The sequence below is a fragment of the Actinomadura rugatobispora genome (genome assembly GCF_042656285.1).
GTDB lineage: Bacteria > Actinomycetota > Actinomycetes > Streptosporangiales > Streptosporangiaceae > Spirillospora > Spirillospora rugatobispora.
The window spans coordinates 21,320-34,665 of the sequence record NZ_JBHSON010000109.1; the positions used below are offsets into that span (position 1 = coordinate 21,320).

Consider the following 13,346-nt stretch of genomic DNA (forward strand, 5'->3'; position numbering starts at 1 on the left):
ACGTCAGGACGCGCCTTGGAGGTAGGCGGGCGGGATGGCGTCGACCACTCGCTGGTCGACGACCGTGTAGGAGCCCACAACGGTGCCGTCCTTCTGGTCGACGCCGTACAGCTTCTTCCGCTCCGGGCCCGTGAGTTCCCTGCCGCCCTTCGGCTGGAACGAGGTGTCGTGGTCGGCCACCTGGCGGGTACCGATGAAACGGTACGTCTTGGGCGCGAACAGCAACTCGTGCCGGAGTCCCCGCCAGGTCTGGCCGACCGCGATGTGCTGCGAGGTCGATCGGACGACCTTCACACCGGGGATCGTCCCGATCGCCTTGAACATCGCCGCCTGTGCGGCGGGCGTCAGCTTTGAGACGCCGAGGATCTCGTCGGCGTACCTGTAGGCCCGCACATCGGGCGGGTAGACGTTGCCCAGGCCGTTCTTGTAGAGCCAGTCGCGCATGGCCTTCGCATTGACCGGCAGGTCGCGGCGGTAGTACGGCGGGTTCTTGCAGTCGGCGGGCGCCTTGGACGGGTCGGGCCGCTTGACGGCCTCGCAGACCCAGAACCGCTCGCCCCCTTCGATCTTCAGGCCGATGCGCTTGCCGTTCACCGAGTACCAGGACTTCGCCCGGATCACCCCGCGGGGCAAATACGCGGCCCGTGACTCGGCCTCGGTGTAGATGTACTGGCCGGGGCGCGGCTCGGCGGCCCGGGCCGCGGTCTCGGCGGCGCGGTCGAGGACCTGGGTGGCGCTCATCGGGACGACCTCGGCGGGGCCGATGTTGCGTCCGGTGTCCCCGCCGGTGTCCGGACCGGTGTCGGGGACGGCGATCAGGGCGGCGGCCACGCCACCGGCAAGAGCGGCCGTGGCGAGGCCGCCGAAGGCCAGGCGGCGGGCCGGGACGCGGCGGCGGGCGGTCATCTCGGTCAGGAGCGCGGCGCGCCGGGCCGCGTGGCGGTCGGCGGGCATGTCCTGCCGCGCCGGGGGCTGCAGGTCGATCATGAGGTCTCCTTCGTGAAGAGCGCGGCGTTCGCCCGCTGGCCGTCCGTACGGGTCGGTTCGGTGTGCTGCCTGAGCCGTTTGCGGGCCCTGGCCAGCCGTGACCGCACGGTGCCGACCGGGATGCCGAGCGCCGTGGCGGCCTCGGCGTACCCGAGCCCCTCCCAGACGCAGAGCGCGAGGACCTCCTGGTCGCTGCGCGACAGTTTCCTGATGGAGTCGAGGATCTCCCGCATCTGGCGTTCGGCTTCCAGGCGGGCCTCGGCGGCCGCGGCGTCGTTGGGGGCCGTGGGCATCGCGTGGACGCGTTCCAGCGCGGCCCGGTGGCGGCGCAGGCTGCGGCGGTGGTTGTGGAGGACGTTGGTGGCGACTCGGTAGAGCCAGGGCAGCAGCGAGTCCGCGCTCAGCCGCACGTGGGCGCGCCGCCGCCAGGTCTCCATGAAGACCACGGAGGTCAGGTCCTCGGCCGCCGACCAGTCCGCCGTTCGGCGGAAGCAGTAGTTGTAGACGGTGCGCGAGTACCGGTCGAAAAGCTCACCGAAGGCTTGCTCGTCGCCGTCCCGGGCACGGCGCCACAACTCCGCGTCCGCAGGGGGTTCGAGGGTCATGACCTTCTAGTGTCCGCTCCGCCCTTCCGGTTCCCCCGATCTTCGAGATTCGTCCGATCCCGGCATCACGTCGGTGTGCGGCACGGTGGGGGTCTGCCGGTGCTCGGCGAGAACGGCGTTTTTGTGTGTTGTAAGTTGGATTTCCGCCAAGGATGCGAACGAGTGGGAGCAGGGATGACGGGACCAGCCACGGACGTGTGGACGGTGATGTCGACGGCGCGGACGATCCGGCGGTTCACCGACGATCCGGTCGACGAGGCGACGCTGGGCCGCTGCCTGCGGGCCGCGACGTGGGCGCCGTCCGGTGCGAACGCGCAGGAGTGGCGGTTCGTCGTGCTCAGGTCGCCGGAGTCGCGGGCCGTCGTCGCGAAGGCGGCGGAGCAGGCGCTGCGGGTGATCGAACCGGTCTATGGGATGAGCCGTCCCGACGACCAGGACGACAGCCGCCGCGCGCGGGACAACCGGGCGACCTACGAGCTGCATGACCGTGCGGGCGAGTTCACGTCCGTGCTGTTCACCCAGAAGCGCTTTCCCACGGCGTCGGAGTTGCTGCTCGGCGGGTCGATCTTTCCGGCGATGCAGAACTTCCTGTTGGCCGCCCGCGCCCAGGGCCTCGGGGCCTGCCTGACCAGCTGGGCCTCGTACGGGGGCGAGCCGCTCCTGCGGGAGGCCGTCGGAGTGCCGGACGACTGGATGCTCGCCGGGCACATCGTCGTGGGCTGGCCTCGGGGCAAGCACGGCCCGGTCCGCCGCCGTCCCGTCGAGAAGGTCGTCTACCTGGACCGCTGGGAAGAGCAGACGGGCCTCACCATCGGGAGCGAGACTCCCACGCCGTGAGGAGGCAGAGGAACGCGCGGTTCATCGCCGCCACGCCCGTCGGCCGCCGCCCGGTGAGCAGCGCGTAGCCGTACATCGCCTCGACGGCGATCGCCACGGACCGTCGGGCCTCCCGCGGTGGGCGGGCGGCGGTCTTCCGGGCGGTGGTTCTGTCGGTGGTGGCCCGTAGCGTTGGGTGGCGTGAGCGATCAGGCCTCTCGCGATGAAGACGTCCTGGTGATACCCGAGTCCTGGCGGGGTGTCCTGCACCCGCGCAGGGGCGGTGTCCCCGGGCCGCCTGTGGTGCCCGAACCCGCAGCGGCGGCCTGGCTGGCCGAGCGGATCGAAGGGGCGCGGGGGCGGCTCACGGACTTGCTGGCCGCGAACCGGTCGCAGAAATCGGTCGCGCAGGCCATGCGGGCCTATCTGGAGGGTGCGGCCGATCCCTGCGGCGCCGCCGCGGTGGCGTTCCTGGTGGCGGATCCGGCCGGCCGGGACGTCGAGACGATCGTGGACGCCTGGGTGACCGGCCAGGGAATGGCGTTCGCGGCCTGCGCGCTCGCCGAGACGTCCGCGATGGGCCCGATCACGAGCGTCGATTCCACCGTGGTGGGCGTGCGCTCGCTGCCCCCCAAGCAGTCGCCCTCGACGTGGTGGCATCGAGGGGCGGTTCGCCTCCGGGCACTGATCGCGGCGGCCGGAGACGACGACCACCGGGAGACCGTCCACCGGCTCGCCGGGCATCGGGACGGTGAGGTGCGGCGGTCGCTGGCGGCCTACCTCGTCCCGACGCGGCGGGACTGGGTCGACGAGGCCGTCCAGGCGCCACCGAGAAGCACCGGCCTGCGGTGGACGCTGTGGTGCTCGGTGGGCGACCCCGGGCAGGTCGACCTGCTCCGGACCTGGGGCCTCGGCCATGAGGACCTGCGGCCCGACGTCCTCATGACGATGGCCGAGGGGGTCGGCGCGGCGCTCGCTCCGATGCTGCTCCGGGACGTCGCCGACCACTACCGGCTCGACGATGAGCAGCGCGGGCTCCCCTGGGAGATCCTGGCGGTGCTGCCCGGTGACGCGGCTCTCGAAGGGCTCATCGGCCGCGTGCGTGACGGCCGCGTGTCGCCCCTGATCGGTGCGGCGCTGGACCGCTTCCCGCGTCGCGCCGCGCGCCTGCTGGCCGCGCGGGCCGGCACCGACGAGCTGATCGACGAGTTGCTGGCCGGACACCTGCGCACCCACCCCGCACTGGCCGATCTCGACCTGCCGGACGAGGCCGTCCGGACGGTGGTCAAGAACCTGCAGCGGGTCCCGGACGCCCCGCCCGAGGAGGTGCCGGCGCTCCTGGCCGAACCGCCGTGGACGCGCGGCCGCACGCCCCGGAAGCCCGTCGTGGTCAAGGGGCTGGCGGCGCCCGCCCGACGGTCCGTCGCCTGGGCGCCCGGGGAACGCGAGGACTGGCTGGCCGCCTTCCCCGAAGGCGGCGATGCCCAGTGGGCCCGTGTCCGCGAGGACCCCGAGGCCGTGGCCGGGGTCAAGGACCCGGAGGCGGCCTCGTTGCTGGCCCGCGGGCTGCTGGCACGGTTCGAGTCCGACGCCGTGCCGGCCGTCCTGCGCCTCACCCGCAGGTGCCCGATCACCTGCGGGAAGATGCTGGTGCCGTTCCTCGACGCGCGGGTGGCCGCGTACATGGCCGACCGGTTCGCGCGGGCGACGGCGTCCCGGCAGATCGCGCAGGGCTGGCTCGTCCGGCACGGCACGGCCGCCGTCCCGTGGCTGGTCCCGGACGCGCTGGGCGAGTCCGGCCCGCGGCGGAACGCGGAGGCGATGCTGCGCCATCTGGCGTCCCGCCACGGCCGCCGGGAGGTCGCCGAGGCCGCCCGCGCCTGCGGCGAGGACGCGGCCAACGCGGTCGGCGCGATGCTGGCGACCGATCCGCTGGACGTGCTGCCCGGGCGCGTCCCCAAGGTCGGCGAGTGGGCCGATCCGGCGCGGCTCCCGCAGGTGCTCCTGCGCGGCGGTGAACATGCCCTCCCGGAGCCGGCGGTCCGGCATTTCATCACGATGCTGGCGATGTCGAAGCCCGGTGAGGTGTACGCGGGCGTCCTGGCGGTACGGGACCTCTGCGACCCGGTGTCGCTGGGCGAGTTCGGCTGGTCCCTGTTCCGGCGGTGGCGGATCGACGGGGCGGGCTCCAAGAACGGCTGGGCGCTGCACCAGCTCGTCTGGACGGGGGACGACCACACGGTGCGCGCGCTCGCCGGTGTCGTGAAGGGATGGGTGAAGCAGGGCGAGCCGCGCCTGGTGCACAAGGGGCTCGACACGCTCGTCGCGTTCGAGAGCGATGTGGCGCTGATGCATCTGCACTGGATCGCGGAAGAGGGCAGCCGCCGCAGCGTCCGCGGGCAGGCGGCGCAGCGGATCGACGCGCTGGCCGGCAACCTCGGCCTCACCCCCGATCAGCTCGCCGACCGGGTGGTACCGGACTTCGGGCTGGACGCGGAGGGGAGCATGCTCCTGGATTACGGGCGGCGCCGTTTCAGGGTCGGGTTCGACGAGCAGCTCCACCCCTTCGTCATCGAGCCCGGCGGCCGGCACCGCACGCTGGCGCCGCGCCCGGTCAAGACCGACGACCAGCGGCAGGCCGCCGCCGCCCACCAGCGCTACGCGGCGCTGCGGAAGGAGGTCGGGAAGATCGCCGCCGGTCAGATCGAACGGCTGGAGGCCGCGATGCTGGAGCGGCGGACGTGGGAGCCGGAGGAGTTCCGCACGTACCTCGTCCGGCACCCGCTGCTCTGGCACATCGTCCGGCGGCTGGTGTGGCTGTGCGACGGCGAGGCGTTCCGCCTGGCCGAGGACCGCACGTACGCCGACGTGAACGACGATACGCTGACGCCCTCCCCGGACTCGCGGATCCGGATCGCGCACCCGGCCGATCTGGGTGATCGGCTGCGCACGTGGGCGGAGATCTTCGAGGACTACGAGATCACACAACCGTTCGACCAGCTCACCGCCGGACCCGAAGGAGAAACGACATGAGCGACGGGGACGCCCTGGCACGGCTGCGGGACATCTGCCTGGCGCTTCCGGAGGCGGCCGAGAAGCCGTTCGGGGGGCACACCGCCCCCTCCTTCCGGGTCCGCGACAAGCTGTTCGCGATGACCAGCGAGGACGGGACATCGATGACGATCAAGGCCGGCCCGGGCGTGCAGGAGGCCCTGGTGGCCGAGGATCCCGAGCGCTTCTTCGTCCCGGCCTACGTCGGCTCCAAAGGCTGGGTGGGCGCGCGGCTGGACGTCGACCAGGACTGGGACGAGATCGCCGAACTCGTCGAGGACAGCTACCGGCTGATCGCCCCGAAGCGCCTGTCCGCCCAGATCGCTTCCTCCAAGTAGGCCGGCCGAGCGCGAACAACCCAGAACGAGTCCCTCCTCACGGCATCCGAACGGTCCGCCATCGCCACTAGCCGCTCCGTTGCTCAAACCCCGGGCCCGTGTGGAGGCAGCCATCGCAAGATCCTGGTCCGTTCCTCAAAGTCCTGATGGACGATGCCGTTGGTGATGAAGATCGGCTCGTGGTGCTCGGCCCCGGGCAGGTCGAGGAAACCGAGCCATTCGCCGGTCTGGAGGTCCCAGAAGACCAGCCCGGCGGTCTGCCACCCCAGGCCGCTCGCTGTCCGCCGCTCCTGTTCGACCGCCACGGCCAGCAGCCGACCTCGGATGCACACGGGACCGTTCAAGCCGACTGCCAGGCCATCGGTGCCCGGCGTGCCCAACCCGGCGGCGAGCAACGGACGTGGTTCGCCGCCGTCGTCTCGAAGGAGCCGGTCGCCGGCGCCGAGGCGCCGCGTCCCCGCTGCGGGATCACGCCAGCGGATCGCTGACAAGAACTCGTCGGAGTCGAGCACCACCAGCTCACCGGACGCCGCCAGCGCGAGCCCCATCACCCGTTCGCCGGGGATGTCGTCGGCGAGCGATGTCCGGCCGGGCACGGCCCCGTACAGCCGCAACCGATCCTCCACCACCTCGGCGACGGCCAAGACCAGGGTGTCGTCGCCGTGGCACGCCGCGAACGCGACCGCGGTCGACGGCGCCGCCGCACAGCCGACCTCCACCCCCTCCCCCCAGTCCTCGATCAACACCTCGTCTGTGGCGCTTCGCAGGGCCGAGACGCCGTCGATATGCGCCAGCGTCGCCGCGTCCAACAGGTTCAACCGGGCAGGCCCCTCGAACACGGTTTCGCCGAACAGCAGATACGAGCCGTCGGCGGTGAACTGAAGCCACCCACGCTGCACCCAGGCAAAGTTCGATGACCTGCCTTGTCCTGCCCCGTCGTCCCGACCCGCGCCACCGCGCAGTCGGTGCACCGTGCCGTCGGATCGCCACAACTCGACCGTCATGTCCTCGCCGAGCACGGCGATGCTCTTTCCGTCGGGGTGCACGGCAAGCTGGTGGAACGGCCCGGTCGGCACACAGGACATCACCGGACCCAGCGCGGCATCGGCGTCGTGCACCGTGACGACCCCACCCCGCGCGACTGCCACATACCGCCCGCCCGGGTCGACCCCGGCAACCCGTCCGACCACGTGCCCAACGTCGACGATGCCGCCGACACCGGCAGCCACGAGCGGATCCCGCATCGGTTCGCTCCACTCCCAACGATCAGTGGTCCGCGGTCGTCGAATCCTATGTGGCCGCAGGTCGGCGACGTCGGCCGCAACCACGGAGCCCATCCGCACCGACATCGCGGCGCCGCCGGCGTGGGCCCTGAGGCGGAACGCGGCCGTCGTCGCATCACCCGTACCGCGCAACTGCCGCGGCCGGACGCCGCATGTGCACCACGACGTATGCCGGTGTGACGGCACCCGCACGACCATTCCCGGCTGGGAGTACCGGTTCGTCGCCGCCTTGGGGGAGCTGAGGTCGGCCTCGCCGGTGGATGCTCCGGCTGCTTGGAGGCCATCGGGCAGGCCGGTGGTGATAGGCCCGCGCCGATGGTGGCGCTGGACGCCGGATACCCCGCGACCGATGGCGGCCGAGAGGCCGCCTGGCCTCCGGCCCATCCTTGCCCGGGCTGGCCCGCCTCCACGCCCCACCTGCCCGTGACCCCACATCTTCGACACCGGCCCCGGCGACGTCCGACTGGGCCGACCACGAGTTCGTCCAGCTTCCCTGAGAACCGTGCACATGAACCTCGTCCCGAGGGAACCCGCGCTCGACGGCGACGACGCAGGGCCGGGCGGGGGTCTACCTGCCCGGCCCTGGACTCACGCGAGGGTCGTCATGTGGAGGATCAGTAGACGCTCACGCCGTACGCGCTGAGCGCCTCGGTGACGGGCTGGAAGAAGGTCGTGCCGCCGGTCGTGCAGTTGCCGCTGCCGCCGGAGGTCAGGCCGAGCGCGACCGTGCCCGCGAACAGGGAGCCGCCGCTGTCGCCGGGCTGGGCGCACACGTTGGTGCGGATCATGCCCGTGACGGTGCCCTCGGCGTAACGGACGGTCTGGTTGAGCGCGGTCACCGAGCCGCTGCGCACGCCCGTCGTGCTGCCGCTGCGGCGCACCGACTGACCGACGACCGCGTTGCCCGCGGAGGTGATGTCCTGGGAGCCGCTGCCGTGCAGGTAGACGTCACCGGTCCTGGCGACCGAGCCGGTGTAGCGGACGATGCCGTAGTCGTTGCCCGGGAAGCTGGTGCCCGACCGGGTGCCCAGCACCGTGCTGCCGCCGGAGTTGGCGTACCAGGTCGACCCGATGTTGGTGCAGTGCCCGGCGGTCAGGAAGTAGTCCGTGCTGCCGCTGCGCACGTTGAAGCCCAGCGAGCAGCGCGAACCGCCGGTGTAGATGGCCTGCCCGCCCCCGATGAGCGTGTTGAACGTGCCGGCGACGTGCTCCAGCCGGATCGTGTCGCCCTGCTTCTTCGCGACGCTCTTCAGCGCGGCGAGCTTGCTGCCCGTGACGGAGTCGTCGTAGGACAGGACGACCTTGTTGCTGACCGGGTCGACGGCCCACGCGGTGCCCGCGGTCTTGACCGAGCGGTTCAGCGTGTCGGTGACCTTCTTCAGCTCGTCGCCGTCGCGGGCGACGGTGCGGGGGACGGCTCCGGCGGCGCGCACCTGGTCGGCGGACTTGGCGTCGGTGACCGTGACGACGAGCTTGCCGTTGTCGAGGTAGGAACCGCCGGAACGGGTGCCGAGCCGTTCCGACAGGCTGGTGGCGAGCACGCCCGGGTTGTCGGACTGTACCTGCGGCGCCGCCGGCGCGGGTGCCACGGTCGCGGCGCTCGCGGCGGGGGCGGTGACCAGAGCGGTCGCGGCGGCGATGACGGCTGCTCCGACGACAGTGGCGGGGGGGATGGATCGCATCCTCACTGTGCCTCCAAGTCGTCAGGACGCCTCCGGGTGAGGTGTCCTGAGTGACTTGGATCTTCAAGGCACGGTCAATCCCGCACAAGACGGAGAAGTTGACCAATGATCTGACAGACTATGGCAACACTGAGAAAATGCCGTGTCAGTGTGGGGTCGGGGTACCGGTGTGTCGTCCGCGCCTGAGTGTGAGAGCTCCGGCTTGGCCGGATGCGGACGCTTCTGCGGGCGTCCGCCAAGATCGCTCCCGGCTCGGCGCGGAGGTCAGCGGTCGCCGCGGCGCAGGCCGCGCAGAAAGCGCCACAGCAAGGGCCGCGCCGGCCGGCGCGGCGGGCGGGTCCTGGATCGCTGCGGCGCTGATCGATCTGGGAGGGTGACGCTCTCGACGATGCGGGCGACGAGTCGGCCTTCGGCATCGCCTCGCAGGTGAAGCGCGACTTCATTGCGGGGCTGTGCCGCACCCGCAGCACGCACCACGGCGATTCCCGTGAGGCCGGACGCGCCACGTACGCCCGACTCCGCGCCTGCTACTCCCAGGGGCAGGCTGAATCCGGAGAGCCTGGCCATACTCGGTCGCATGAACGACGCAACGCGCGGCAAGTCCCTCCTCGGTGAGTTCCTCTCCACGCGTCGGGCGCGGTTGAAGCCGGCGGACGTGGGGCTGCCGGACTACGGCGACCGGCGGCGGGTGCCGGGGCTGCGGCGTGAGGAACTGGCCCAGCTCGCCGGTGTCAGCGTGGCCTACTACATCCGGCTGGAGCAGGGACTGTCGCTCAACGCCTCGCCGCAGGTCCTCGACGCGCTGGCCACGGCTCTGCGGCTGGACGACGCGGAGCGGCGGCACCTGCACACCTTGTCCGGTGATGCCCGGCAGAGACGCCGCCGGCTCCCCGCCGAGCGTGTCACCCCGGCGGTGCGCCAACTGGTGGATGCCTTCGGGGACTCACCCGTGGTCGTCCTCGGCCGGCGCTCGGACATCCTGATGTGGAACCCCGCCGGGCATGCGTTGTTCGCCGGGCACTTGGCCCCGGACAGCCCGGAGCAAGCGGCCACGCGGCCCAACACCGCCAGGCTGGTTTTCCTGGACGCCCACACGCGGGACCTGTACGTGGACTGGCCCAGGAAGGCGCGGGACGTGGTGGGCAAGCTGCGGCAGGCGGTCGGCGAACATCCCGACGACCCGCAGCTGGCCTCCCTCATAGGCGAGTTGACGATGCGCAGCCCGCAGTTCGCCACGCTGTGGGCCGAGCACCGGGTGCGCGCCTGGGACATGGCCGAGTACCGGATGCGCCATCCGGTGGTCGGGGAGCTGGACGTGCTGCAGCACTCGCTCCCGGTGCCCCGGGGGCAGGGGATCCGGCTGGTGGTGACGACGGCGGCGCCCGGCTCCGCCGCCCAGGCGGCACTGCAGTTGCTCAACCAGACCCTTGCGGACATGGCGGCAACCGCCCACCCCGTACGCGTCGTTTCTCCCGTGCACTCCTGACCCGGCCGTCCGGCCGCCGCAACACCCCGACCCGCCTGAACATCACCCGGCAGCCCCCGGCCCAGGGAGTACCGCGGGGACCTCGTCACGCGCGCCTCCCGTCGCCGATGACCCTCGATGCGGAAGCGCTCAAGGGGACGTTCCTGACGACGGCCGACGCCCTGGTCGCCGCCTTCGAGGTGCCGGGAGCTCGCCGCCCTGCTCGGACGTGACATCGCCGGGTGACCCCCGGGCGGCTCACCGCACTACACACCGACACCATTTCTCCCGAGGAGCGGAAACGATGAAGAGGACGAAGCTGAAGATCGCCATCGCGAGCGCGGCGGTCGTCGCCGTCGCGGCCACCGGGACGGCGTTCGCCATGAGCGGTCCCTCTGCCGGATCCGACTCCACGCAGCCCCGGATCGGGCGGAGCACGCAGAAGACGCCCGGCGTCATCAAGGCCGACGGCGCGAATGTGTTCCCGCACTCGCTGGACTTCGACGCGCAGTCGAAGACGTTCTTCGCCGGCTCGCTGAAGCACGGCAAGGTCTTCGCCGTCGGTCCGGACGGAACGGTGCGCACCCATATCGACGATCCGCAGCTGGTGTCGGCGCAGGCCGTCCTCGTCGACCGCGAGCGGGACCGCATCCTGGTCAGCAATGTGGACTACGGCACTGCCGGCCGTTCCAAGAAGGACAAGCCCTTCCACGTCGCCGGTGTGGGCAGCTACGACCTGAAGAGCGGCAAGCAGCGCTGGTGCGTCGATCTGACCGCGGTCGCCCTCGACGGCGAGCGGCATCTGATCTCCGACGTGACGGTGGCGCCCGACGGCACCGTCTACGCCGTCGACGAGCTGACCCCGACGGTGTTCCGCATCGACCGCAGGGGACGCGCCTCGGTCCTCCTGCGGAACGACCTGCTCAAGGGCACGCTGGACATCCCCGACTTCCTGAACGATGTGGGCATGTCAGCGGTGCAGTGGGTGAAGGGGAACCAGCTGATCATCGCCATGGCCGACGGCTCCCTGGTGCGTGTGCCCGTCCAAAGTCCCGAAGACGCGCAGAAGGTGAAGCTCGACAAGCCGCTGGGGGCGCCGACGGCCGGCATGCGGCTCCTGAAGGACGGCTCGATCGCGGCGGTCAGCAGCGGTCTGCTGTCCGGCAGGCCCGCCGATATCCAGCGCGTGGAGCCGCGCGACGGCTGGAAGGAGGCCACGGTGAAGGTCACCGACACCGTCAAGGATGCCGTCACCAGCGACGTGACAGCGGGACCCGGTACGACGACGTACGCGCTCAGCGGCGGGCTGGCCGACCTTCTCGCGGGCAAGCCCAACGACGGATTCGCCCTGACCCCCGTCGAGACCGGCTGAGCCGTAGGCCGTTCCCCGGCGGGCGCCGCTCCCGCGACCTGTCCCGGAGCCGGCATGGTGCGGTAGACCTCCCGCGGGCGGGCTACCGCACTTCTGGCCGTGCGGACGGAGCACGGCCGGCCGCCCCGTTCGGGCACGCCGGTGAACGCCTGCACGAGTGGATGTTCGCCACCCGGTTCTGGCATGCGATGGGCGGCGGCCGGGACGGGGGCACCGGCGCCGACCACGCGTTCGCCGCGGCGCACGGTGCCGGCTTCGGCGCGGAGATCATGGGCGTCGGCACGTTCGGCCCGCCCGGCTGGCAGGACGACCCCGGCTACGAGGGCGCGTGGGGCGCCAACCCGCCGTTCCGCACGCCGGTCTTCGTGCTCACCCACCGGCCGCGGCCGTCGATCGAGATGGAGGGCGGCGCCACGTTCCACTTCCTGGACGCCTCACCCGCCGAGGCGCTCAAGGCGGCCCGCGAAGCGGCCGGTGGCCAGGACGTGCGTCTCGGCGGCGGACCCTCGGTGATCCGCGACTTCCTCGCCGAGGGGCTGGTCGATCACATGCACGTGGTGCGGGTCCCCATCGTGCTCGGCCGCGGTGCAGCGGTGACCGCGAGGCGATCGAGCCGTGGGCGGCAGACCATGGACGCCTTTCGATGACGTGTCACCGGCGCCGGGCATGACCGGGATCTGGTGGGGCTTGCTCGCCTGGAAAGTGTCTTCTGGATTGGTGCGAAATGATCTCCGGCCAACTCTATCCGCCCTTCGCGGAGATATTCTTCTTGGCTGGACGGTCGCTCCCGGCGGGGGCTCGGGGCTAGGGGGTGGGCCTCCTGGTGGGGTGTCGGGCGGGCATGGCGGATGTCACGGTCCCCGTGCCTGAGTGGGGACCCTGCCTGGTCAGGTGCCTGCTAGGGGACGGCGGTCGAGGGCGCTAGGGGGGCGGGGGTAGGGGCGGCTAGGGGCTACCTCGCCTCCGGGTGCCGCATTAGAGTCCAGAATTGCTCATGAGTCGATAAACAATTGAATATCGGATTTCTTTGAGTCGAACCAGGGGAGCAATTCGTGCAATCGGCGACGGGGGAAATCGAAGAGGAGCCGGTGGTCCAGGTCGAGATCGGCGCGCTGTCGGGTGCCGACTCGCCCAGGATCTTCGGCGAGAATCCGGACCATGTGGAGGCGCTGGCCGCGGCCGGGGCCGAGCTTCCGCCGATCATCGTGCACCGCGCGACGATGTCGGTCATCGACGGGATGCACCGGCTGAGGGCGGCCGAACTCGGCGGCCAGGACACGATCGCGGTCAGGTTCTTCGACGGGGACGAGGCCGACGCCTTCGTGATGGCGGTCAAGTCGAACATCGCGCACGGGCTGCCGCTGTCGCTGGCCGATCGGAAGCGGGCGGCGCAGCGCATCATCGCCTCGCATCCGCGGTGGTCGGACCGGATGATCGCGTCGGTCACCGGGATCGCTCCGGGGACGGTGGCCGAGATTCGCAGGCGGGCGACGGCCGAGCCGGCCGCCGAGACGGCGCGGATGGGGCGCGACGGGCGGGTCCGGCCGATCAACGGCTCGGAGGGGCGGCGCATCGCCTCCGAGCTGATCACCGAGAACCCGGACCTCTCGCTGCGGCAGATCGCGCGGCGGGCGGGGATCTCGCCGGAGACGGCCCGGGACGTCCGGAACCGGCTGCGCCGGGGAGAGGATCCACTGCCGCGGCGGCGCAGCGCGCCCGTCAGCCTGGCCGGTCGGCGCGCGGGCCG

The 13,346-nt window shown here is 71.6% G+C and carries 11 protein-coding genes and 1 pseudogene; 7 read left to right on the plus strand and 5 right to left on the minus strand.

Annotated features, from left to right (window positions below; all coding sequences use genetic code 11):
* Window positions 1–3: 3 nt before the first annotated feature.
* A complete protein-coding gene (locus ACFPZN_RS47625; protein WP_378290245.1) occupies window positions 4–987 on the minus strand; it encodes a CU044_5270 family protein in 984 nt (327 codons plus the stop codon).
* Complete coding sequence (locus ACFPZN_RS47630; protein ID WP_378290247.1) at window positions 984–1,592, minus strand: RNA polymerase sigma factor; 609 nt, start codon at window positions 1,590–1,592, stop codon at window positions 984–986. Before ACFPZN_RS47630 ends, ACFPZN_RS47625 begins: the two co-directional genes overlap by 4 nt.
* A gap of 174 nt (window positions 1,593–1,766) precedes the next feature.
* On the opposite strand from ACFPZN_RS47630, the gene ACFPZN_RS47635 reads away from it, so the two are divergent.
* On the plus strand, window positions 1,767–2,429 hold the full coding sequence (locus ACFPZN_RS47635; protein WP_378290249.1) for a nitroreductase family protein: 663 nt from the start codon (window positions 1,767–1,769) through the stop codon (window positions 2,427–2,429).
* Here ACFPZN_RS47635 and ACFPZN_RS47640 read toward each other — a convergent pair.
* Window positions 2,398–2,526, minus strand: a complete 129-nt coding sequence (locus ACFPZN_RS47640; RefSeq protein ID WP_378290251.1) for a hypothetical protein — start codon at window positions 2,524–2,526, stop codon at window positions 2,398–2,400. The genes ACFPZN_RS47635 and ACFPZN_RS47640 overlap by 32 nt on opposite strands.
* 83 nt (window positions 2,527–2,609) lie before the next feature.
* Here ACFPZN_RS47640 and ACFPZN_RS47645 point away from each other — a divergent pair, with 83 nt between their 5' ends.
* Both ACFPZN_RS47645 and ACFPZN_RS47650 read left to right on the plus strand, forming a co-directional pair.
* Window positions 2,610–5,441 carry a DUF4132 domain-containing protein gene (locus ACFPZN_RS47645; protein ID WP_378290253.1) on the plus strand — a complete coding sequence of 944 codons (2,832 nt, stop codon included), beginning with the start codon at window positions 2,610–2,612 and terminating at the stop codon, window positions 5,439–5,441.
* A complete protein-coding gene (locus ACFPZN_RS47650) occupies window positions 5,438–5,797 on the plus strand; it encodes an MmcQ/YjbR family DNA-binding protein (protein ID WP_378290255.1) in 360 nt (119 codons plus the stop codon). The genes ACFPZN_RS47645 and ACFPZN_RS47650 overlap by 4 nt, the downstream gene beginning before the upstream one ends.
* 83 nt (window positions 5,798–5,880) lie before the next feature.
* Here ACFPZN_RS47650 and ACFPZN_RS47655 read toward each other — a convergent pair whose 3' ends face one another.
* Complete coding sequence (locus ACFPZN_RS47655; protein ID WP_378290257.1) at window positions 5,881–7,041, minus strand: hypothetical protein; 1,161 nt, start codon at window positions 7,039–7,041, stop codon at window positions 5,881–5,883.
* 653 nt (window positions 7,042–7,694) lie between these two features.
* The gene (locus ACFPZN_RS47660) at window positions 7,695–8,762 is read right to left on the minus strand and encodes a S1 family peptidase (protein WP_378290259.1); all 1,068 of its coding nucleotides are present in this window, start codon (window positions 8,760–8,762) and stop codon (window positions 7,695–7,697) included.
* A gap of 577 nt (window positions 8,763–9,339) precedes the next feature.
* Between ACFPZN_RS47660 and ACFPZN_RS47665 the strand changes: the two genes are divergently transcribed.
* From ACFPZN_RS47665 to ACFPZN_RS47680, 4 genes and pseudogenes are all read left to right on the plus strand, one after another.
* Entirely contained in the window at window positions 9,340–10,248 is a 909-nt protein-coding gene (locus ACFPZN_RS47665) for a helix-turn-helix transcriptional regulator (protein ID WP_378290261.1), read from the plus strand.
* A gap of 283 nt (window positions 10,249–10,531) precedes the next feature.
* Entirely contained in the window at window positions 10,532–11,599 is a 1,068-nt protein-coding gene (locus ACFPZN_RS47670; RefSeq protein WP_378290263.1) for a hypothetical protein, read from the plus strand.
* A 161-nt stretch (window positions 11,600–11,760) separates the two neighbouring features.
* On the plus strand, window positions 11,761–12,246 hold the full coding sequence (locus tag ACFPZN_RS47675; protein ID WP_378290265.1) for a dihydrofolate reductase family protein: 486 nt from the start codon (window positions 11,761–11,763) through the stop codon (window positions 12,244–12,246).
* Window positions 12,247–12,651: 405 nt separating this feature from the next.
* Window positions 12,652–13,346, plus strand: a pseudogene (locus ACFPZN_RS47680) (ParB N-terminal domain-containing protein); the annotation flags it as partial.